This window comes from Enterococcus sp. C76 (assembly GCF_040886985.1).
GTDB lineage: Bacteria > Bacillota > Bacilli > Lactobacillales > Enterococcaceae > Enterococcus_B > Enterococcus_B lactis.
Genome location: NZ_JBFOEY010000001.1, coordinates 392158 through 415159 on the forward strand (window position 1 = coordinate 392158; position 23002 = coordinate 415159).

Sequence of the window (23002 nt, forward strand, 5' to 3'; positions counted from 1 at the left end):
AAATAAATTGGTATATATCGAATTTCCTTTTGGGGGTGCGTTTTGTGTCAAAAAATAATCGGTTTTTATCTATCATCTTTTTCAGGAGTTCGGTACAATAGAAAGTAATAGGATGAAGGAGGAGAAAAATGGATTCAAAAATCGAAATCATGACACTTGGAAGGTTAAAAAAACAATTGTCCGAATTTGAAGCATCAGCTGGTGTATCAGATGATACAAAAATATTTTTAGATACTGGTTGGGATAGCATCCAGGAAATCGCACCTGATGCCTTGGAAGTTGTCCAAGCGCGAGAGTTTACGGTAGAAGATGAATGGACAAAAGAATCATTTTCCGGGTATGCGCGTGAAGAAAAAGCAGAGCGGTTCGACGCTTCCGAGCAGTCAGAAACTGTAATCGTCATAAAAAACTTGTATTAGAAAGGAGAAAGAATGAATAAAAAACGTTGGGCAGCAGTTCTGATTGCTGCGGGATTATTTGTGGTTTCGTTAGTTTCGGCGAGTTTGACTAAGCCTCAGGAAAACAATCAAGTCGAAGGGTTGAACAGTTGGTTATACGGGGATGAAGAGTTAGTACCAAATGTGTTGGAAGAGGGAGACAGTACGCAAAAAATCGTAAAACTAACAGTAGATGGTACGATTGCTGCAGGAGGATCTTCTGGTTTATTTGCTTCTGAAGGCTATAACCATGAAAATTTCATGGAACAACTGAAAGCTGTGGAAGAAGATCCAACAGTCAAAGGAATCTTTTTAGAAGTAAACTCTCCTGGCGGCGGTGTCTATGAAAGTGCGGAAATCGCTAAGAAATTAGATACGATCCGTAAAGAACATGATATCCCGATGTATGTCAGTATGAAAAACATGGCAGCTAGCGGTGGTTACTATATTTCTGCTCAAGCAGATAAAATCTTTGCAACCGAAGAAACAGTGACCGGTTCAATTGGTGTGATCATGTCAGGATTGAATTATTCAGGCCTTTTAGAAAAACTGGGTGTGGAAGACACAACAGTGAAAAGTGGCGCATTGAAAGACATGGGTTCAGGAACACGCCCAGAGACAAAAGAAGAGGAAGCAGTGCTTCAAGCGTATATTGATAGTGCGTATCAACGATTTGTAAGAATCGTTAGCGAGGGACGAAATAAATCTGAAGAAGCAGTCAAAAAAATAGCAGATGGAAGGATTTATGATGGTGTCCAAGCAAAAGAAGTAGGTTTAGTCGATGAATTGGGATTCCCTGAAGACGCCTTACAAGCTATGCGAAAGGAACAAAAACTTGAAGATGCTGAATTAGTAGAATATTCCTCCACATCATCTGGATTTGCCAGCACATGGTTAGGGAGCAAACTGGCAGAGTTCCAAGGATTGAAATCTTCTGAAACTAGTCAGATCTTATCAATACTTGAGAATCTCGGAACTGCAGAATCACCAAAAGCAATGTATTATTACGGAGGTGAGTAAGCATGACGGAACTTCCAAACGAAAATAAGGAACAAGGAAGAGAGAGGCAGCAGCAGCCTGCTGTGGGACCTGATCCAAGCTTTTCCCAAAAGGTGCTGAGCTCTTTTGAAAGAGAACCGATGACGTCAGAAGAAATCAAAAAGAAACAACGGAAATGGAAAAAGTATACTGACACAAAAAATGAACCACCAAAAGCAAATGATTTTCCTCATTATTTCTATGCAGGTTTTTTGATCCGAATGTTTGCCTTCTTGATCGATCTTTTGTGTATCGGAGCTATTACACGTTTAACACTTGGTATTGCCAAAAATCTAGGTTGGCTGAATTTTTCAGATTCGTATTTGAGTCTCTATGGATTCACAGCATTACTCATTTATTTAGCGTATTTTGTTTTATTGACGAAACTCAATCATGGCCAAACGATTGGGAAAATGATCTTCGGTATTCGAGTCATCAGTTTTGATGAAGAAGAACTTAGCTGGTCAACTGTTTTAGTTAGAGAAGGTGCTTGCCGGTTCATTCTAAAGTTTCCTTTGCTGATGTTAGGGTATCTTCCAGCAATCTTTAATCAGAAAAAGCAGCATCTGGGAGATCTTTTCACTAATACAAGTGTCGTTACGATTAATCTGATCAAAGCATTCAACCAAGAAGTTAACAGCTGATGATCCATAAAAAACAGTAGTTTGAAGCATCTTCTAAAAGTCAGATCAAAAATCTAGCTTTTAGAGGATGCTTCGATTATTTTTAATTGTCATGCTTTTTTTGTTTTGCTACTATTGAACATGAGCTGAACATAAGCAAGAGGAGGACACTGCGTGAAGCCGATTGATTTTCCAGAAAAATATGAGAATTTAATGCGAGTGGCCCAACAAGCACTAGCAAACCAGCAATATCAGCAGGCAAAAGAACTATTTCAACGTGCTTACGAGTTGAAAGAAAGCTTTGAGGCTAATAGCCTGCTTGTTTTTTGTCTTTATGAGTTAGACGAGAAAAAAGAAGCGTTGAAACAAGCACTCTTACATGAAAAACAGTATCTTCAAAACGAGGAGTTTGCTGAATTTTATTTTGACTTGTTAATCAGCGCACAAGATTTTTTATATGCTAGAAAATTGATAGCAAGTACAGATTTTTATGAATCTTTTGAGCAGCGTATCATTGAAAAAATCCAATTTGCAGAAGAATTGTCCGGACAAATGGAGAGGCAAAAAGTCAAGGCACTCCATAAAAAATCGGAGGAACTTCCTTCATTGGAACCAGCACGTCAGCTGTCGTCTATCGAGGAGATCGAACAGCTTCCTTACCATGAGTTTATCCAAACAGCGAGTAAACTGATTGTATTACCAGAGGTCCATATTTTAGCGAGGGCAAAATTGCTGGAGACACTCAGGCAATTGAATGAATGCAACCCTGTTTTCTATTTGACGATTGAAGAAAAACTAGTCAAAGTCATACCCAAAGATTTGCCTAAGCCACAGCAACAGTCAAGTTATCGACAATTGTGTGTGTTATCAGACCACTATGGGAATGAAGATGCGCTACTTAGTTCGGTGCTGAAAGAAGAATTTACGTTGCAATCTGCAATCGTTTATCCTGTCTATGATACATACATTGAAGACCCGAGGCGTTGGTTTCAACTGACTGTAGAGGCATGTACAGGAAAAACGATGTATGATGATACGGAAGATGAAAAACAAGATTTTTTTAAAAAACGAGAGAAAATTTTGCAGCAAATGATCTTCTTCCATTAGATTTTATCAGTGAAAAAGATAAAAATGTTATGAAAAACAAGGATTCTACCCATTCAATATGTTTACAATTTGAAAGGGTTAGTGTACTATTTAAAGGTATGCATGAAACGTTTTTGATGTATAAAATGAATTTCTAAACTCGGAGGGAATTAAATGACTGCAACATTTGAAAAAAAAGGCACGAATGATGGTGTTTTAAAATTTACGATTGCGCAAGACGAAATCCAAAAAGGATTAACAACTGCGTTTAATAAAGTGAAAAAAAGCTTGAACGTACCTGGATTCCGTAAAGGGAAAGTTTCTCGTCAAGTATTCAACCGTATGTACGGTGAAGAAGCTTTATATGAAGATGCATTGAATGCTGTATTACCAGAAGCTTATGAAGCTGCTGTCAAAGAAGCTGGCATCGATCCTGTTTCTCAACCAAAAATCGATGTTGAAAGCATGGAAAAAGGTCAAGATTGGGTAATCACTGCTGAAGTAACAGTGAAACCAGAAGTAAAATTAGGACAATATAAAGATCTAGTTGTTGAAAAACAAGACCGTGAAGTAACAGATGCTGACGTGGATGCACGTATCAAACGTGAACAAGAAGCACAAGCTGAATTAGTTATCAAAGAAGATGCTGCAGCTGAAAATGGCGATACAGTAGTAATCGACTTCGAAGGCTTTGTAGATGGCGAAGCGTTTGATGGCGGAAAAGGCGAAAATTACTCACTTGAATTAGGTTCAGGTTCATTCATTCCAGGATTTGAAGATCAATTAGTTGGTCATAAATCAGGTGAAAGTCTAGATGTAAATGTAACTTTCCCAGAAGATTATCAAGCAGAAGATCTTGCTGGAAAAGAAGCAGTTTTCAAAGTGACAATCCATGAAGTAAAAGCAAAAGAAGTGCCTGAATTAGATGACGAATTCGCAAAAGATGTGGATGACGAAGTATCAACATTAGACGAATTGAAAGAAAAATATCGCAAAGAATTAGTAGAAACAAAAGAAAAAGCAGCGGACGATGCAAAAGATGAAGCAGCAATCCGTATGGCTGTTGAAAACGCAGAAATCGTTGAATTGCCACACGTGATGGTTCATGATGAAGTACATCGTTCAATGGACGAATTCTTGAACAACATGCAACGTCAAGGTATCTCTCCTGAAATGTACTATCAATTAACTGGTTCTACAGAAGAAGACTTGCATAAACAATTCGAAGGTGAAGCAGAAATGCGCACAAGAACAAATCTTGTGATCGAAGCAATTGCAGCTGCTGAAAATCTTCAAGCAACAGAAGAAGAAATCAATGCAGAAATCCAAGAATTATCAGAAACATACAACATGCCAATCGAACAAATCAAACGCGTGTTGACAGAAGATATGCTGGAACATGATGTGACAATGAAAAAAGCAATCGAATTGATCACAGGTACAGCGACAGAAGCAAAAGAATAGAAAGTAAGTAATAGAGGTCATGAAATAAGGGACTGTGACATGTTTGTTGTCACAGTCCCTTATTTTTTGTTAAGCGTGAAAATATACAAAGATATAGGTCAATCGATCCTTTGTTAAACACTTTTTCTTTTTACTAAACTATGTTATGATAGTAAAAGACTGTAAAGTCTCTGATAGTTTCTTGCATACTTTTTGCAAGTTAAGGGGTGAAGACCATGTATGACAATCCAAGTAGCAATGAGACCGTACGCTGTTCTTTTTGTGGGAAAACCCAAGAAGAAGTGAAAAAAATCGTAGCTGGTCCAGGGGTCTACATCTGTAATGAATGTATCGACCTATGTAAAGAAATCATTGATGAAGAATTTTATGAAGAAGCTGTACGCGAATTCACTGAAGTCCCTAAACCACTAGAAATTCTTGAAGTATTGAATAACTACGTGATTGGACAAGATCGCGCAAAACGCTCGTTAGCTGTCGCTGTATACAATCACTACAAACGTGTCAATCAGCAAGCACAAGAGAACACAGATGATGTTGAACTACAGAAAAGCAATATCTGCTTGATCGGACCTACAGGGTCAGGGAAAACATTTTTGGCACAAACATTAGCAAAAACGTTGAATGTACCTTTTGCAATCGCAGATGCGACAAGTTTGACAGAAGCTGGTTATGTGGGTGAAGATGTAGAAAACATTTTACTTAAATTGCTCCAGTCTGCTGATTACAATGTGGAACGTGCAGAAAAAGGGATCATCTATATTGATGAGATCGATAAAATCGCGCGTAAAAGCGAAAATGTATCCATCACTCGTGATGTTTCCGGTGAAGGCGTCCAACAAGCCTTGCTGAAGATTCTAGAAGGAACTGTTGCAAGTGTTCCGCCTCAGGGAGGACGTAAACATCCACATCAAGAATTTATCCAGATCGATACGACGAATATCTTGTTCATCGTAGGTGGGGCGTTTGATGGTATCGAAACAATCGTGAAAAACCGTATGGGCGAAAAAACGATTGGATTTGGTACACAAAACCAAAAACTTTCTGAAGACGAAAGCGTCATGCAGCATATCATTCCTGAAGATTTGCTGAAATTCGGATTGATTCCTGAGTTTATCGGACGATTACCTGTTATGGCAGCTTTAGAGAAATTGACAACAGATGATCTGGTGCGGATCTTGACTGAGCCAAAAAATGCGTTAGTCAAACAATATCAAAAACTTCTTTCTCTAGATGATACTGAACTTGAATTCGAACCTGAAGCGTTGAGAGCTATTGCGAAAAAAGCAATCGAACGCAACACTGGTGCTCGAGGTCTTCGTTCTATCATCGAAGAAATCATGATGGATGTGATGTTTGATATTCCTTCAAATGAAAACATCGAAAAAGTGATTATTACCAAAGAAGCAGCTGAATTGTCTGGTGAGCCAACAGTGATCTATAAAGATTCAGAGAAAAAAGCGGGTTGATGAGAAGAGGCTGCCGTAAAAGTCATTTTGGCTTTTACGACAGCCGCTTGCTTTATTCATCACCTTTTTAAGGAGAGAGACCATGAAAGTCCATCAAGCTGAAATCATCATAAGTGCAGTGGCACCAAAACAATATCCAGAGACACAATTGCCGGAAATAGCTCTGGCAGGGCGATCAAATGTAGGGAAATCTTCTTTTATCAACACGTTGATTGATCGAAAGAATTTAGCGCGTACTTCCGGTAAGCCTGGAAAGACCCAGACCTTGAACTTTTATTTGATCGAGAATGCATTGCATTTTGTCGATGTTCCAGGATACGGGTATGCAAAAGTATCCAAAACTGAACGAGCAAAATGGGGAAAGATGATCGAGACATATTTAACGACCAGAGAACAACTACGTGCGGTCGTTTCTTTAGTAGATTTACGCCATAAGCCTTCTCAAGAAGATATCCAGATGTATCAATTTTTGAAGTATTATGATATCCCTGTGATCGTTGTTGCTACTAAGGCAGATAAGATTCCTCGCGGTAAATGGAACAAGCATGAAAGCGAGATCAAAAAAGCATTGGATTTTGATCATAATGACACATTTATTCTTTTTTCTTCCGTTACAAAACAAGGAAAAGAAGAAGCATGGGCAGCAATCGAACAAGCAATCGAATCATAAAAAGAATAAAAAAGACTTACCAGTCAAACTCTTCCATAAAAGTTTGGCTGGTAAGTCTTTTTTTTTTGCAGAACTTATCTTACTTTTGTTTCTTGTCTTTTTTCTTTTCTTTTTGTGGTTGCGGTTTTAGAAACCGATCGATTTCTTCTTTTGGCGCAACTGTTTTTTCCGGATCGACAGCAAATGATTCGAAAAGTTTATCTAAATTGTCTGTACGTTCAAATTTCAATCCCATCGCGAACACCTCTTTGTTCCTTTTTTACTTAGTTTACCATGTAATACCTAAAATTGGTTTCCAAGACAAAAAGTTTTAGTTTTTCTTTATCATTCGTTATAATTAAATTATAAAAAGATTTGAAAGAGGTGAGAAAATGATTGGTGAAGATAAATTATTAATGACTATCCAGCTCACAGACTTAGATGATGAAGAAAAAAAACAGGAAATAAGCGATTGGGCTGTTTTGACACGTCTGTTGATCCAACCAACATTTATCCGCTCTTTCACTAAACAAGCGGACCCGTATAATCTTAGGAAACTGCAAGAAAAAATAATGCTCGCATCGGTAAGAGACGAAAGCTGGGTAGTTGTAGGGAATGACGAGAACGAGTGTAGTTTTCGTTTGGAAGGCAATCAATTGTTGATAAAAAATGTATTGGCTATCTCTGTTTTCAAAGAAAACCAGTTTTTGATTCGAGATTTCATTCAGAAAAAAATGATTGCCCATGGTGTGTTTGCTTATATGAGAGCGTATAGCGAGTTTATCTATCACAATACAAAAGAGATCTCCCAGCGGCTGCTGTTTGAGACGATGGATGAAATCGAGCGTTTACCTAAAATGAAACAGAAAAATGGCGACGTAGTAGTGGATTGCAATCAATTTCCAGGCTACGATCTTTTTTATCAAGGCTTATGTTTTACCTCATGCTGGGAAATGTATTACAGTCACTATTACCATCAAATCATCCCCAAACCGATTTTTCTCGATACACAACAAGTAGAAAAAGTAAAAGAATTAGATAACGAAGTCATATATATCCAGCTTTATCGAGACCCATTCAATTGGCAAAAAACAAACAATCAGCTCTTCCAATCCTATTTTAGAGACCAGCTTGGGTTTGACCACCTTGCTTGGGATAACGGCGTGGGATTGTTGAAACCACCATTTGTTGAATACATTTATACTGATCATACGATTCAATCTGTCCAGTATCAAAATGCGCAGATGCAACCTGTTCCCAAAAAAAATGCCTCGTTCTTTGTAACGAAAAGTTATGATATTCAAGGAGGAAATTATAAAGAAAGACGTGTCCGCGGAACACTGAATGCTCAGGCGTATTTTCCTTGGGTTGACGAGAATCGCGCGCGCATGATGTGCTATAAGATCATCGATCCGACTGTTGCTTTGGACAATGGAATCGAAGCGTATTGTTATTACATCAGGGAATATCTAGAAGTAGAGGTAACAGATGAGAAATATCAAGATTATCTTTTATCATTAAGAATCTATGTTCCTTCTGAAGCACTGCCGGATTTACCGTTAAAGGAAATCAAACACAGGCTCTCTGATATTGCCTTCAAACGAATAAAGAAAAAACGGCGTAGTGTCCAATTTGATGTCAAGAAAGGCGAGAAGCATCTGCGTGTGCAGTTTTTAGATTATCGCGAATTAGAACAATTGATTACTTTACAAAAAATATGAGGTGAAGAAAATGGATAAACAACTTTATTATCGAATAATGGTTCCAGCATCATTATTATCCGTCTGTCTCTTTTTTGTTCCTAATTTTCCTATTCGATCAGTCATCGGTTTCTTGGTCATGTTTGGTGGGATGGGACTTTATTATTACCTTCTTCATAAGGAAAGAAAACCTGCTACTGTTTATATGAAAAAAACAAGAAGCGAAAATAACAAACGATAAAACAGTTTGATAATAGTCAAATAAAGTAGGAAACCAGTCAAAAAAAGACTGGTTTTTTATTTTTTGACTGATTTATAATTTTTGTGAACGTTTTTGACTGATTTGTATTGCGAGTCTAAAAAAAATATGCTATTATTTGTATTGAGGTGATCGTGAAAATGCTTACAGAGGAACGCAGACAAAAAATCCTAGACTTGCTTGAACAGCAGAAAATCGTGAAATCACAAGATCTTGTAAACCTTTTGAATGCTTCAGAATCAACGATAAGGCGTGATTTGCAAGAGTTGGAGAATGGTGGTTTTCTAGAAAGAGTCCATGGCGGCGCTAAGAAAGAGCAATTATTGAATTTTGAGCAGAATATGAGCGAAAAATCACTCAAAAACATTCATGAAAAACAGCAGATCGCCAAATTGGCAGCTGAAACCATTAATGACGAAGATGTCATCTATTTAGACGCGGGCTCGACTACTTTAGAAATGATCCCTTTTTTACAAGGAAAACAAATCACAGTGGTGACAAATTCCGTTCAACATGCGGCAAATTTAGTTGATTTGGAGCTTGGTACGATCATTTTAGGTGGAACGATCAAGCTGTCAACCAATGCTGTTTTAGGATCTAATGCGATAGAACAACTAAAACATTTTCATTTCAATAAAGCGTTTATGGGAATGAACGGTGCGCATATCGAGCAAGGATTCACGACTCCGGATCCAGAAGAAGCAGCTGTTAAACGTTTAGCCATGAAAAATTCTGAAGAGACATTTGTATTGATTGATCATACTAAATTCAACCAGTTGTCTTTCACCTCTGTTGCACCTTTGGAATCAGCCACGATCATAACCGAGCGTTGTCCATTAGAATTCATCAATGAATTCCGTGAAAAGACAACAATTAAGGAGGCAATACAATGATTTACACAGTAACACTTAATCCATCAATTGATTATATTGTACGCGTAGATGGGTTAAAACTAGGTGATTTGAACCGGATGAAAGAAGACTTCAAATTGCCTGGAGGAAAAGGGATCAATGTTTCCCGTATTTTGAAACGGATCGATTCTCAATCTACAGCACTAGGGTTTTTAGGAGGATTCACTGGCAAATTTATTTCGAAGTGGCTTGAAAAAGAACAAATCAACTCTTTGTTCACACACGTGCAAGAAGATACAAGAATCAATATCAAACTAAAATCAGATACTGAAACTGAAATTAACGGTTTAGGTCCAGCTATTTCAGACGAAGAAATCAATGAATTGAAGCAAGCGCTAGGGACAGTAGAACAAGGAGACATCGTCGTATTGTCAGGAAGCGCGCCAGCCAGCCTACGAAAAGGATTTTATCAAGAACTGATTGATATCATTCGAGAAAAAGGTGCAGATTTCGTAATCGATACAACAGGTGATGATCTAAAAAACGCACTTGTTAAGAAACCGTTGTTGATCAAACCAAACAATCACGAATTAGCTGAGCTTTACAATACAACCTTCCAATCTGTAGAAGAAATCATTCCGTATGGAAAAAAATTACTAGCTGAAGGGGCACAGAATGTGCTGATCTCAATGGCTGGAGACGGCGCTTTGCTCTTTACAGAACAAGGAACTTATAAAACGAATGTATTGGTTCGCCCATTGAAAAATTCAGTAGGTGCAGGGGATTCAATGATCGCCGGTTTTATTGGTGCTTACAGCCGGACAAAAGATCCGATCGAAGCCTTTAAATGGGGAGTTGCTTGTGGAAGCGCAACGGCTTTTTCTGATGACTTGGCAGCTCGCGAACTGATTGATGAGTTATTGCCAGAAGTTGAAATCACAAAAATTGATTAGTTTCAAGGAGGATAATCATGAATATCAAGGATTTAATGGTCAAAGAAGCAATGATCATGGATTTGCAAGCGACTGATAAAAAAGGCGCGATCGATGAAATGGTCCAAAAAATGTTTGATGCCGGCCGGATTTCCGATATCGACACATATAAAGAAGGAATTCTAGCTCGTGAAGCACAAACCTCTACAGGTCTTGGTGACGGAATCGCCATGCCTCACGCGAAAAATAGTGCAGTCAAAGAAGCAACAGTTTTATTTGCAAAAAGCCAAAAAGGTGTAGATTATGAAGCATTAGACGGACAGCCAACTTATCTGTTTTTCATGATCGCAGCTCCAGAGGGCGCGAACGACACACACTTGCAAGCATTAGCAGCGCTATCTCGATTGCTGATTGATGCAGATTTTGTAGCGAAATTAAAAGAAGCAAGTACACCAGAAGAAGTCCAAGACTTGTTCCAAACAGCTGAAGAGCAAAAAGAAGCAGAAGAAAAAGCAGAACAAGAAACACAAGCTGCAGAAGCTTCTGCTCATCCAGAAAGAAAATTCGTTGTTGCCGTTACAGCTTGCCCAACAGGAATCGCTCATACTTACATGGCAGAAGATGCTTTGAAGAAAAAAGCGAAAGAAATGGGAGTGGAGATCAAAGTCGAAACGAACGGTTCAGAAGGAATCAAAAACCGATTGACTGCTGAAGACATCGCTCGTGCAGAAGGCGTGATCGTTGCAGCAGACAAAAAAGTAGAGATGAACCGTTTTGACGGAAAAGAATTGATCAATCGTCCAGTCAGTGATGGTATCCGTAAACCAGAAGAGTTGATCAATCTAGCCCTTAGTGGTACTGCACCAGTATTCCATGGTGACGGAAAAGAAAATAGTTCAGAAGAAGGAAACGCGGATGGTACTGTCGGACAAAGAATCTATAAAGATTTGATGAATGGCGTATCACACATGTTACCATTCGTTATTGGTGGAGGAATCGCTATTGCTCTTTCTTTCATGATTGACCAATTTATTGGCGTGCCGCATGACCAGTTATCGAATCTGGGAAACTACAATCAAGCTGCTAGCTGGTTCAACCAAATCGGACAAGCTGCATTTGGGTTCATGTTACCGGTATTAGCTGGATTTATTGCTTCAAGTATCGGCGACCGCCCTGGTTTGATTGTTGGATTTGCTGCTGGTGCATTAGCTAATACAGGTGGCGCAGGATTCTTAGGCGCACTGATTGGTGGATTCTTGGCTGGTTATGTCATCGTATTTTTACGTAAATTATTCAAGAACTTACCAAAATCATTGGATGGAATCAAAACGATCCTCTTTTATCCAGTGTTTGGCTTACTGATTACTGGTTTCCTGATGTTGCTGGTCAATGTTCCTATGAAAGCAATCAATGATGCATTGAATGGTTTCTTGACAAGTATGAGTGGTTCGAATGCTGCTTTACTTGGTGCATTATTAGCTGGAATGATGGCGGCAGATTTAGGCGGTCCAATCAACAAAGCCGCTTATGTATTTGGTACAGCAACTTTAGCTACGACTGTTGCCACTGGCGGAAGTGTTGTGATGGCTTCTGTTATGGCTGGAGGAATGGTCCCTCCATTGGCGATTTTCGTTGCTACACGTTTGTTCAAAAATAAATTCAGCAAAACAGATCAAGATGCTGGTTTGACGAACATCGTGATGGGACTTTCGTTTGTCACGGAAGGATCGATTCCATTTGCAGCAGCTGACCCGATTCGTGCCATTCCAAGTTTTATTATTGGTTCTGCTTTAACTGGCGGATTAGTCGGTGCTTTCGGAATCAAATTACTGGCTCCTCATGGCGGAATTTTTGTTGTATTCTTACTGAGTCACCCAATCATGTATTTGGTGTTTATTGCTATCGGAGCAGTCGTCTCTGGTGTGATTTATGGTTTGTTGAGAAAAGCTCCTGCAGTAGCAGAAGCATAGAAATAAAAAGAAGAGACTGGGGAAATCCAGCCTCTTCTTTTTTTGTAGAGTCAAAGTAGTATAGATGAGTAGTATAGATGAATAGTTGTTGTGCCATAAAATAGTTCTTCTCGGTTCGTTAAAATGATTGCTTCAAATTTGTGATCGAAGATTTAGCCTCGATTTCTTGCTTGATTCTTGGTAAGTTTGCTTCATCAGTCAAGATTACCAAAATATCTCCTACATTCATGATCGTATCACCGTGAGTCAAGATTTCCTGATTTCCTCTGCGTATAGAGATTAGCAGCATATTTTTAGGCCAATTGAAGTCCCGCACCATTAATCCGTCTAAAGAACTCTCTGCCGTTACTGGAAAATCAAAAGTTGTCCTTGCACCTTTAAGAGCGGCGGTCTGATTATTTCCAAGTAAACGTTCCAACAATGATTCGTAGATCGGATTCCCTCCGAGAAGATCATTGACGATATAAGCAACAAGAGCAGCCAACCCTAAAGGCATCAGATGATTGAGAGAGCCAACCATTTCTGTCACTAAAATAATTGCTGTCAGCGGTGCTTTCCCAATTGCTGTGAAATAACCAGCCATGGCAATCACGACGAAATCCTTGATGTAGATTGGATCCATCCCGAAATCAACCATGATGTTTCCATAAAAGCTACCGATTAAAGCACCCAATGTCAATATCGGAAGGAAAATCCCTCCTGGAAGACCACCACCATAAGAAATCATGGAAAAAACGAATCGAAGAACAAACAAACCGATAATCATAATGATTGGCAATGAAGCATGTCCAAAAGCTAAAACGATTTGATTGCCTCCGCCTAGCGTACTAGGCCATAAATAACCAATCGGCAAAATCAGCAAGAAAGGAACGAATCCATGAAAATAAGCTGGTAAAGGCAATCGGTTGTAAAATTTTGGCAATGCCAGCAGGACCTTTTGATAAATAAAACCTAAGACGCCTAGAAGTACGCCTAATACCACCAAAGAACCATAATATTTCAACGGCAAAGAAGGAAGATCCCCTAGATATAAAACTGGTCTTAAGCCAAAAAAATAAAGAGAGACAAAGTTAGCCGTGATGGCCGCAGCAAAAGATGTCAGCCAAACAAGAGGAGAGAAGGAGTGATGGATTTCTTCTAAAACAAAGAGTAATCCTGCGATAGGAGCATTGAATGCTGCTGCAAGTCCGCTACTTGCTCCGCTAGAAATCAAAATCTTTTCTTCTGAAGATGGACTCCGAAACAATTGTCCAGCTCCTTGTCCGATAGCTGCGCCAAGCTGTATAGAAGGGCCTTCTCGACCTAGAAAAAGTCCTGCGCCAACTGAAAGTACACCACCAATGAACTTTTTCCATAAAACAGAGAACCAGTTCATTGATAATTCCCCTCGAAGCTGTCCTTCTACTTGTGGAATCCCGCTTCCTTTGATATCCGGTTCATTTTTGACCAGATAACCCACAAAAAATGCTGCAAGGATGCAGCAAATAGCCATGCCAACTAAGTAAATCGGCTGTTCCCGACTTATTTCATAGATACTTCGAACAAAATCGCCTAACTTTTCGATCGATAAACGAAACAGGCTAACCACGATTCCTGTCAGTAGTCCAACGAATATTCCTTTTAGAATAAAATATATCTGAGTTTTATCTAATTTCTTGATTTTTCCTTTTTTTTCCATTCAAACGCCTCGCTTTCTTTTAATTTAGCGCGAAATCAACGAATTGACAAGGAGAAATCCATAAAAAGAAACAAATGATTTTGAATTAGCTAGTTTAATGAAAGCCAAGAAAATGCTATAATTAACAAGATTGATAAAAGAAAGGATGTTGTTAATGTCATCCAAAGCTGAATTATTAAACGGGATGAACCCCCGTCAGAAAGAAGCTGTTCTTCACACTGACGGACCATTATTGCTGATGGCAGGTGCGGGAAGTGGAAAGACGAGAGTGTTGACGCATCGTATTGCCTATTTGATTGAGGAAAAAGAAGTCAATCCTTGGAACATCCTAGCGATTACTTTTACCAATAAAGCTGCAAAAGAAATGAAAGAACGTGTCAATGCGATTCTCGCATCTGGAGGCGAAGATGTCTGGGTATCGACTTTTCACTCAATGTGTGTGCGTATTTTAAGAAGAGATGTTGATTTTATCGGGTATAACCGGAACTTTACGATCATCGACTCTTCTGAACAGCTGACCTTGATGAAACGGATACTGAAAGAACTGAACATTGACCCGAAAAAATATGATCCTCGCAGCATATTAGGAACAATCTCCCAAGCAAAAAATAGCTTGCAGACCCCTCAGGATTTTGCAAAAATGCAAGGTAGTTATTACGAAGAGATTGCGGCAAAATGTTACGCTGCTTATCAAAAAGAGCTTCAATACAATCAATGTATGGACTTTGACGACCTGATCATGAATACGATCCGGTTATTTGAAGAACATCCTGATTCACTCACATATTACCAAAACAAATTCCATTATATTCATGTAGATGAGTATCAAGATACAAACCACGCACAGTATACGTTGGTCAATTTATTGGCAGGTAGATTTAGAAATCTATGCGTAGTGGGAGATGCAGATCAAAGTATCTACGGCTGGCGCGGTGCAGATATGCAGAACATCTTGGATTTCGAAAAAGATTATCCAGATGCTGCAGTGATTTTGCTGGAACAAAACTATCGCTCCACGAAAAACATTCTTAGCGCGGCAAACCAAGTCATTGAAAACAATAGCAATCGAAAACCAAAAAACTTGTGGACAGAAAACAAAGAAGGAAACAAGATCACTTACTATCGTGCAGATAATGAACGAGACGAAACTCGTTTTATCGTAGACCGGATGCAAGAAGAGATTCGAAGCAATCATCGAAATTACGGCGACTTTGCCATTTTGTACCGGACGAACGCACAATCTCGTGTAATGGAAGAAACCCTGTTGAAAGCAAATATTCCTTATAAAATGGTTGGAGGGCACAAATTCTACGATCGTAAAGAAATCAAAGATATTTTAGCGTATTTAAATGTGCTGGCAAATCCTCAAGACTCAATCAGTTTTGAGCGTATCGTTAATTCGCCCAAACGAGGCATCGGACCAGGATCTATCGAAAAACTACGCAGTTTTGCTTCTCTCCATGAATGGCCGCTGCTTGAAGCAGCCCAAAATGTGGATCTGGCAAATATCGGTGGAAAAGCAGGCCAGCAATTAGGTGCATTTGGAGAGATGATTCAAGAAGTCACGCAGATGATCCCATACTTGACAGTGACAGAATTGACGAAAGAGGTTTTGGATCGTAGCGGTTACCTGGAAGATTTAAAAATCCAAAATACATTAGAAGCACAAGCGCGCATCGAAAACTTGGAGGAATTTTTAACGGTCACACAAGAATTCGATAAGCAATTCGAACAGCAAAATGAAGAAGATTCTGATGCACCAGAAGAAAAACTAACGGTCTTCTTGAACGATCTGGCACTTGTTTCTGACATTGACAATTTAGAAGAAGACGCTTCGCAAGTGACATTGATGACATTGCATGCAGCCAAAGGATTAGAATTTCCAGTTGTATTCCTGATTGGTCTAGAAGAAGGTGTTTTTCCTTTATCTCGAGCATTGATGGAAGAAAGCGAACTGGAAGAAGAACGTCGTCTCGCTTATGTGGGAATCACGCGAGCAGAAGAAGCGTTGTATTTAACCAATGCTTTCTCCAGAACATTATATGGACGGACGCAATATAACCGACCTTCTCGTTTTGTAGAAGAAATCGATCAAGAATTGCTAGAAATCGAGGGCATGCGTCCTACGCCTAAAAAAACACCTGTATTCGCTAAAAAAACAGCAGCATATAGCTATAAACAGCCAGAGACAGCGGTTGTTTCCTCTAAAAGTGCCACTGGAGGGGAAAAGAACAGCTGGAAACCTGGAGATAAAGTCAAACATAAAAAATGGGGACTAGGAACAGTCGTCCGAGTAAGTGGGACGTCGAAGGATCTAGAACTAGATGTGGCTTTCCCAAGTCAAGGAGTAAAACGTCTTTTGGCTGCCTTTGCGCCAATTGAAAAAGCTTAGTAGTGGAGGGTAAATGATGGAACATGAAATGACGATTGACGAAGCTGCTAAACGAGCAGAAGAACTTCGTACAAGATTGAACCAATGGTCTCGCGAATACTACGTAGAAGATAAACCAACAGTGGAAGACTATGTTTATGATAAAGAATACGCAGAATTAGTAGCAATCGAAGAACAATATCCTGATTTGATCACGTCGGATTCTCCCACTCAACGAGTAGGCGGAAAAGTATTAGAAGGGTTTGAAAAAGTCACTCATGATATTCCGCTTTACAGTTTGAACGACGTTTTCAGCAAAGAAGAGCTGATAGCTTTTGATCAACGTGTACAAAAAGCAGTGGGACGTGTAGTCGATTATTGCTGCGAACTAAAAATAGATGGTCTTTCCGTCTCTTTGCGTTATGAAGATGGGAATTTCGTTAGAGGAGCGACTCGTGGGGATGGGACTGTAGGAGAAAACATCACTGAAAACCTAAAGACTGTCCGATCAGTCCCAATCAAATTAAAAGAACCGATGAACATCGAAGTAAGAGGCGAATGTTTCATGCCAAAACGTTCATTTGTTCAATTGAATCAAGACAGAGAAGCAGAGGGAAAAGATATCTTTGCGAATCCTCGGAATGCCGCAGCCGGTTCCTTGCGTCAGTTAGATTCTAAAATCACTGCGAAAAGAAACCTGGATACTTTCTTATACACAGTAGCTGATTTCGGTCCTATGGAAGCAAAAACACAGTATGATGCACTAGAAGAGCTAGAAAAAATAGGATTCCACACGAATCGGGAAAAACGTTTATGTCATTCGATTGACGAAGTATGGGCATACATTGAGGAATATCATGATAAACGTGTAGATTTGCCCTATGAGATTGATGGGATCGTCATCAAAGTGAATGAGTTCTCGCTGCAAGATCAACTTGGCTTTACTGTCAAAGCACCACGATGGGCAACAGCTTATAAGTTTCCCCCAGAAGAAGTTGAAACACTGATCGAAAACATCGAATGGACAGTCGGACGAACGGGGGTAGTGACGCCAACGGCTATCATGACGCCGGTCCGAGTAGCAGGAACGACAGTAAGCCGTGCCAGTCTGCATAATGGGGATTATATCAAGTTGAAGGATATCCGCTTGAAAGATACAGTTCTGATTTATAAAGCGGGAGATATCATTCCAGAAGTTTCGCAAGTCGTGTTGGATAAACGACCTAAAGACAGCGAAGAATACCAATTACCTACACATTGCCCAGTTTGTGGAAGTGAACTTGTCCATTTGGATGAAGAAGTAGCGCTACGGTGCATCAATCCTAAATGCCCTGCTCAAATGAAAGAAGGCTTGAATCACTTTGTCTCAAGAAATGCGATGAATATCGACGGGTTGGGCCCGCGTGTGCTTGAACAGATGTATGACAAAAAACTAGTCGCAGATGTTGCTGATCTTTATAAATTGACAGAAGAAGAGTTATTGACGTTGGACAAAATAAAAGAAAAATCAGCAAATAATATTTTGACAGCAATTGACAACAGCAAAGATAATTCGGTAGAGCGGTTGATTTTCGGATTAGGAATCCGACATGTCGGAGCGAAAGCAGCAAAAATTTTAGCAGAACATTTTGGTGATCTAGAGACATTGAGTAGAAGCGACTATGAGTCGATCATTGCGCTTGATACGATCGGTGATATCATTGCCGACAGTGTAGTCACTTATTTTAGTAACGAAGAAGTCCATGAATTGATGAATGAATTAAAACAAGCAGGCGTCAATTTCGAATACAAAGGGCTTCGAAGTACCCAATTGCATGAAGTCGAGTCGCCTTTTAAAGAAAAAACAGTAGTCCTTACTGGTAAACTAACACGATTGACTCGTGAAGAAGCAAAAGAGACGATCGAAAATCTTGGCGGGAAAGTGACTGGTAGCGTATCGAAAAAAACGGATATCGTGGTAGCAGGAGAAGATGCTGGCAGCAAGCTAACCAAAGCACAAGAATTAGGAATCGAAGTTTGGACAGAAGATCAAATGGCAGAAGCATTGGCTAAAAGCCACTCTGCAAAAGAATAAATATTGAGTTTTTTCAGACAAATTTCAATAAATAATTTCAGACAGAGCACTCTTATGTTAAAATAGAGAGCAAAGTTTTTAACTCGTTTAGAAAGAAGGGGTAGTATGGCGATTAGTGAAGAACAAGTGAAACACGTTGCCAAATTAGCAAAACTTGCGTTCGCAGATGAAGAACTTGCAAGTTTTACCGACCAATTAGGTAAAATCATCGATATGGTGGAAATGCTGGAAGAAGTAGATACGGAAGGTGTTCCATTTACGTCGAATGTTGTCGAAACAGTAAACGTGATGCGACAAGATCGGGCGCAAGCTGGATGGAACCGAGATGAATTATTGAAAAATGTGCCGGAAACAGAAGACGGCTTTATCAAAGTACCCGCAATCATCGATAATGGGGAGGCTGGCGCATAATGACAAAATTACACAATCGTTCTCTAGAGGAACTACATCATATGCTTGTATCAAAAGAAATCACTGTACAAGATTTGACAAAAGCAACATTTGAACGAATCAAAGAAACAGAGCCTGAGATCGAAGCATTCATCACATTGAATGAAGAAAAAGCATTGGAACAGGCAAAAGCTTTAGATGAAAAAGGTATTGATGAAAGCAACATCCTTGCTGGAATTCCGATTGGTATCAAGGATAATATCGTAACAAAAGATATCTTGACAACCGCTGCATCTAAGATTCTTTACAATTTTGAACCAATTTATGATGCAACGGTCATGGATAAAATCTATCAAGCAGATATGATCCCTGTTGGTAAACTAAACATGGATGAATTTGCTATGGGCGGAAGTACAGAAACTTCTTATTTCAAGAAAACAAAAAATGCTTGGGACCAAACAAAAGTACCTGGGGGCTCTTCCGGTGGTTCTGCAGCAGCAGTAGCAGCTGGACAAATCCCAGTTTCTTTAGGTAGTGATACGGGGGGAAGTATCCGCCAGCCAGCAGCTTTCAACGGCATTGTAGGAATGAAACCTACTTATGGCCGTGTCTCACGTTTTGGTTTGATTGCCTTTGCTTCATCTCTTGACCAAATCGGACCAATGACCCGTACGGTGAAAGATAACGCATTAGCATTAACAGCTATCAGTGGTTATGACGAAAAAGACGGTACTTCTTCAGGCGTTTCAGTTCCTGACTTTGCAGAGGGACTGACCGGTGACATCAAAGGAATGAAGATTGCTTTACCTAAAGAATACTTAGGCGAAGGTGTGGCCCCTGGCGTAAAAGAAGCTGTATTGAAAGCAGCAGAAACATTCCGTTCATTAGGTGCTGTTGTGGAAGAAGTCAGCTTACCACATTCAAAATACGGTGTGGCTGTTTATTATATCATTGCCTCATCAGAAGCAAGTTCCAACTTGCAACGTTTCGATGGTATTCGCTATGGTTATCGCTCTGAAAACGTGAAATCATTGGATGATGTATATGTCAACTCACGTTCAGAAGGATTCGGTGAAGAAGTAAAACGCCGTATCATGTTAGGTACATTCTCATTAAGTGCGGGCTATTATGACGCTTACTTCAAAAAAGCAGGACAAGTCCGTACATTGATCAAACGAGATTTTGAAAAAGTCTTTGCAGATTATGACTTGATCATCGGACCATCTTCACCAACAGTGGCATTCGGAATCGGTGAGAACATCAACGATCCAATCACGATGTACATGAGTGACATCTTAACGATCCCTGTCAACTTGGCTGGACTTCCAGGTATGTCTGTACCGGCAGGATTGTCAGAAGGATTACCAGTTGGATTGCAGATCATCGGTAATTATTTTGATGAAAAAACGATGTATCAAGCGGCATATGCGTTTGAACAAGCAACAGAATTCCACACACAACAACCAGCTATTTTAGGAGGGAAAGACGAATGAATTTTGAAACAGTCATTGGACTAGAAGTCCACGTCGAGTTGAAAACCAACTCAAAAATTTTCTCTCCAGCGCCAGCTCATTTTGGTGCAGAACCAAACAGCAATACAAACGTGATTGACTGGGGTTATCCAGGCGTGCTGCCAGTAATGAACAAAGCTGCGCTGGAATTCGGGATGAAAGCCGCTTTGGCATTAAACTGCGAAATCTCTAAAGATACTCATTTTGACCGGAAAAATTACTTTTACCCAGATAATCCGAAAGCATATCAAATTTCCCAATTTGATCAACCAATCGGTCATGACGGATGGATCGAAATCGAAGTAGAAGGCAAGAAGAAAAAAATCCGGATCGAACGGGTCCATTTAGAAGAAGATGCTGGGAAAAACATGCATGGTATCGGCGGCTATTCTTACGTTGATTTGAACCGACAAGGCACGCCTTTGATCGAAATCGTTTCTGAAGCTGATATGCGTTCACCAGAAGAAGCATACGCTTATCTAGAAGCATTACGTTCAATCATCCAATTTACAGAAGTCAGCGATGTGAAAATGGAAGAAGGGTCTATGCGTTGTGATGCGAATATTTCTCTCCGCCCTTATGGACAAGAAGAATTCGGTACGAAAGCAGAATTGAAAAACTTGAACTCTTTATCTTTCGTGAAAAAAGGTTTAGCTTTTGAAGAAAAACGACAAGCAAAAGTTCTTCTTTCAGGAGGAGAAATCCAACAAGAAACACGCCGTTTTGACGAAACAACGAATAAAACAGTTTTGATGCGTGTGAAAGAGGGTTCTAGTGATTATCGTTATTTCCCAGAGCCTGATATTCCGAAATTCGTGATCGATGACGAATGGATTCAAAAAGTAAAAGCTAGTTTACCTGAGATGCCAGCTTCTCGTCGCGAACGCTATATCCGTGAATTTGGTCTTCCGGAGTATGACGCAATGGTATTGACACTTACAAAAGAAATGTCTGATTTCTTTGAAGCTGTTTTGGAAAATGGTGCAGATGCCAAGCAAGCATCTAACTGGTTGATGGGTGAAGTTTCTGCTTACTTGAACAGTGAGAAACTGGAATTAGCTGAGACAAAATTGACACCTGAGAACTTAGCAGGAATGATTCGTTTGATCGCCGATGGAACGATCAGCTCAAAAATCGCCAAAAAAGTCTTCCGTGAATTGATCACAAATGGCGGAGAAGCGCAAGAAGTTGTTGAGAAAAATGGTTGGGTACAATTATCTGATCCTAGCAAACTTCTTCCAATCATTAATGAAATCTTGGATAACAATCAACAATCTGTCGATGATTTCAAAAATGGAAAAGATCGTGCGGTTGGCTTCCTAGTCGGTCAAATCATGAAAGCAACTAAAGGGCAAGCAAATCCTGGTGTCGTGAACAAGCTGCTTAAAGATGAATTAGCGAAACGCTAGAGGCTGAAAATGAAAAAAGCACGCGTAATTTATAACCCTACCTCGGGAAAAGAATTATTGAAAAAAAATTTGGCGGATATCCTGCAGGCATTAGAAGAAGCAGGATTTGAAGCCAGCGCCTATGCCACTACACCAGAACCTGATTCAGCCAAGAATGAAGCACGCAGAGTTGCAGAACTAGGTTTTGATCTAGTAGTGGCAGCTGGGGGCGACGGAACGATCAACGAAGTGGTCAATGGGATCGCTCCGCTTGAACACCGTCCTAAAATGGCCATTATCCCAGCCGGTACGACGAACGACTATGCTCGAGCATTAAAAATTCCTAGAGATAATATTAAAGCAGCAGCAGAAGTAATAAAAAAACACCAAACAGTAAAAATGGACATCGGTCTTTCTGATAGCAGTTACTTCATCAATATCGCTGCAGGCGGCTATTTGACAGAATTGACTTATGAAGTTCCATCAGAACTAAAGAGTATTTTTGGTTATCTTGCCTACCTTGCGAAAGGAGCAGAGATGCTGCCTCGAGTAAAGCCAATCAAAATGCGCTTGAAGTATGATGAAGGGGAATATATCGGAAATGCTTCGATGTTTTTCCTAGGGCTGACGAACTCTGTTGGAGGATTCGAACAGATCGCGCCAGATGCCAAATTGGATGATGGCAAGTTTTCTTTGATCATTGTGAAGACAGCAAATATCTTTGAGATCTTGCATATTGCGGCACTCATGCTGAATGGCGGTCGACATGTCGATGATCCAAGAGTAATCTATACCAAAACAAGCAGTTTGTTCGTCGAAACAGAAGATGATATCAATCGACCAGTAATGATCAACTTAGATGGTGAATATGGCGGGGAAGCACCGATGCATTTCCAAAATCTTCATCAACACATTGAGTTCTTTGCCAATACCGATCAGATTCCTGATGAAGCAATCACAGGCACAGATGAAGAAGAATTAGAGGTTGTCAGCAAAGAATTCGTAAAAGAAGTCGAACGTTTAACGGATGAAGATATCGACGGTGACGGAAAAATAGCAGACGAAACACCTAATCAAAAGAATTAATCAAAAGCCGGTGCTGAACGTAGTAAGGT

General features: G+C 39.8%; 20 protein-coding genes. 18 read left to right on the forward strand and 2 right to left on the reverse strand.

Annotation, left to right across the window (positions count from 1 at the left end):
• Positions 1–128: 128 nt before the first annotated feature.
• The 7 genes from AB3I00_RS01935 to yihA all read left to right on the forward strand — a co-directional run bounded on the left by AB3I00_RS01935 (position 129) and on the right by yihA (position 6784).
• Positions 129–419 (forward strand): hypothetical protein, encoded by a 291-nt coding sequence (locus tag AB3I00_RS01935; RefSeq protein ID WP_086285952.1) that lies wholly within the window; start codon positions 129–131, stop codon positions 417–419.
• 12 nt (positions 420–431) lie between these two features.
• Positions 432–1457, forward strand: a complete 1026-nt coding sequence (gene sppA, locus AB3I00_RS01940) for a signal peptide peptidase SppA (protein WP_002319582.1) — start codon at positions 432–434, stop codon at positions 1455–1457.
• Between the two features lie 2 nt (positions 1458–1459).
• The gene (locus AB3I00_RS01945; protein ID WP_002314848.1) at positions 1460–2119 is read left to right on the forward strand and encodes an RDD family protein; all 660 of its coding nucleotides are present in this window, start codon (positions 1460–1462) and stop codon (positions 2117–2119) included.
• 153 nt (positions 2120–2272) lie between these two features.
• Positions 2273–3205 carry a hypothetical protein gene (locus tag AB3I00_RS01950; protein ID WP_368024677.1) on the forward strand — a complete coding sequence of 311 codons (933 nt, stop codon included), beginning with the start codon at positions 2273–2275 and terminating at the stop codon, positions 3203–3205.
• 153 nt (positions 3206–3358) lie between these two features.
• Positions 3359–4648 (forward strand): trigger factor, encoded by a 1290-nt coding sequence (gene tig / locus AB3I00_RS01955; RefSeq protein WP_002292069.1) that lies wholly within the window; start codon positions 3359–3361, stop codon positions 4646–4648.
• Positions 4649–4863: 215 nt separating this feature from the next.
• Entirely contained in the window at positions 4864–6114 is a 1251-nt protein-coding gene (gene clpX / locus AB3I00_RS01960) for an ATP-dependent Clp protease ATP-binding subunit ClpX (protein ID WP_002292068.1), read from the forward strand.
• An 82-nt stretch (positions 6115–6196) separates the two neighbouring features.
• Positions 6197–6784, forward strand: a complete 588-nt coding sequence (yihA, locus tag AB3I00_RS01965; RefSeq protein ID WP_002292067.1) for a ribosome biogenesis GTP-binding protein YihA/YsxC — start codon at positions 6197–6199, stop codon at positions 6782–6784.
• A gap of 79 nt (positions 6785–6863) precedes the next feature.
• Here yihA and AB3I00_RS01970 read toward each other — a convergent pair whose 3' ends face one another.
• Positions 6864–7019, reverse strand: a complete 156-nt coding sequence (locus AB3I00_RS01970) for an SPJ_0845 family protein (protein ID WP_002292066.1) — start codon at positions 7017–7019, stop codon at positions 6864–6866.
• A gap of 136 nt (positions 7020–7155) precedes the next feature.
• Here AB3I00_RS01970 and AB3I00_RS01975 point away from each other — a divergent pair, with 136 nt between their 5' ends.
• The 5 genes from AB3I00_RS01975 to AB3I00_RS01995 all read left to right on the forward strand — a co-directional run bounded on the left by AB3I00_RS01975 (position 7156) and on the right by AB3I00_RS01995 (position 12475).
• On the forward strand, positions 7156–8484 hold the full coding sequence (locus AB3I00_RS01975; protein WP_368024678.1) for a hypothetical protein: 1329 nt from the start codon (positions 7156–7158) through the stop codon (positions 8482–8484).
• 10 nt (positions 8485–8494) lie between these two features.
• Positions 8495–8704 carry a hypothetical protein gene (locus AB3I00_RS01980; RefSeq protein WP_002297541.1) on the forward strand — a complete coding sequence of 70 codons (210 nt, stop codon included), beginning with the start codon at positions 8495–8497 and terminating at the stop codon, positions 8702–8704.
• A 158-nt stretch (positions 8705–8862) separates the two neighbouring features.
• The gene (locus AB3I00_RS01985; RefSeq protein ID WP_016628985.1) at positions 8863–9615 is read left to right on the forward strand and encodes a DeoR/GlpR family DNA-binding transcription regulator; all 753 of its coding nucleotides are present in this window, start codon (positions 8863–8865) and stop codon (positions 9613–9615) included.
• Positions 9612–10526, forward strand: a complete 915-nt coding sequence (gene pfkB / locus AB3I00_RS01990; RefSeq protein ID WP_002329300.1) for a 1-phosphofructokinase — start codon at positions 9612–9614, stop codon at positions 10524–10526. The genes AB3I00_RS01985 and pfkB overlap by 4 nt, the downstream gene beginning before the upstream one ends.
• Before the next feature lie 17 nt (positions 10527–10543).
• Positions 10544–12475, forward strand: coding sequence for a fructose-specific PTS transporter subunit EIIC (locus AB3I00_RS01995; RefSeq protein WP_002306502.1), 1932 nt, complete (start codon positions 10544–10546; stop codon positions 12473–12475).
• Between the two features lie 118 nt (positions 12476–12593).
• On the opposite strand, the gene AB3I00_RS02000 is transcribed toward AB3I00_RS01995, so the two are convergent.
• Positions 12594–14153: a ClC family H(+)/Cl(-) exchange transporter gene (locus tag AB3I00_RS02000; RefSeq protein WP_002340759.1), complete on the reverse strand. Its 1560-nt coding sequence runs from the start codon at positions 14151–14153 to the stop codon at positions 12594–12596.
• Positions 14154–14307: 154 nt separating this feature from the next.
• On the opposite strand from AB3I00_RS02000, the gene pcrA reads away from it, so the two are divergent.
• From pcrA to AB3I00_RS02030, 6 genes are all read left to right on the forward strand, one after another.
• Positions 14308–16545, forward strand: coding sequence for a DNA helicase PcrA (pcrA, locus tag AB3I00_RS02005; RefSeq protein WP_368024679.1), 2238 nt, complete (start codon positions 14308–14310; stop codon positions 16543–16545).
• A 16-nt stretch (positions 16546–16561) separates the two neighbouring features.
• Positions 16562–18598 carry an NAD-dependent DNA ligase LigA gene (gene ligA, locus AB3I00_RS02010; RefSeq protein WP_368024680.1) on the forward strand — a complete coding sequence of 679 codons (2037 nt, stop codon included), beginning with the start codon at positions 16562–16564 and terminating at the stop codon, positions 18596–18598.
• A 105-nt stretch (positions 18599–18703) separates the two neighbouring features.
• Positions 18704–19009: an Asp-tRNA(Asn)/Glu-tRNA(Gln) amidotransferase subunit GatC gene (gatC, locus tag AB3I00_RS02015; RefSeq protein WP_002288477.1), complete on the forward strand. Its 306-nt coding sequence runs from the start codon at positions 18704–18706 to the stop codon at positions 19007–19009.
• Complete coding sequence (gene gatA / locus AB3I00_RS02020; protein WP_002297528.1) at positions 19009–20481, forward strand: Asp-tRNA(Asn)/Glu-tRNA(Gln) amidotransferase subunit GatA; 1473 nt, start codon at positions 19009–19011, stop codon at positions 20479–20481. Before gatC ends, gatA begins: the two co-directional genes overlap by 1 nt.
• Positions 20478–21908, forward strand: coding sequence for an Asp-tRNA(Asn)/Glu-tRNA(Gln) amidotransferase subunit GatB (gene gatB, locus AB3I00_RS02025; RefSeq protein ID WP_002297526.1), 1431 nt, complete (start codon positions 20478–20480; stop codon positions 21906–21908). Before gatA ends, gatB begins: the two co-directional genes overlap by 4 nt.
• 9 nt (positions 21909–21917) lie before the next feature.
• Positions 21918–22973, forward strand: a complete 1056-nt coding sequence (locus AB3I00_RS02030; protein ID WP_002292050.1) for a diacylglycerol kinase — start codon at positions 21918–21920, stop codon at positions 22971–22973.
• The last annotated feature ends 29 nt before the right edge of the window (positions 22974–23002 follow it).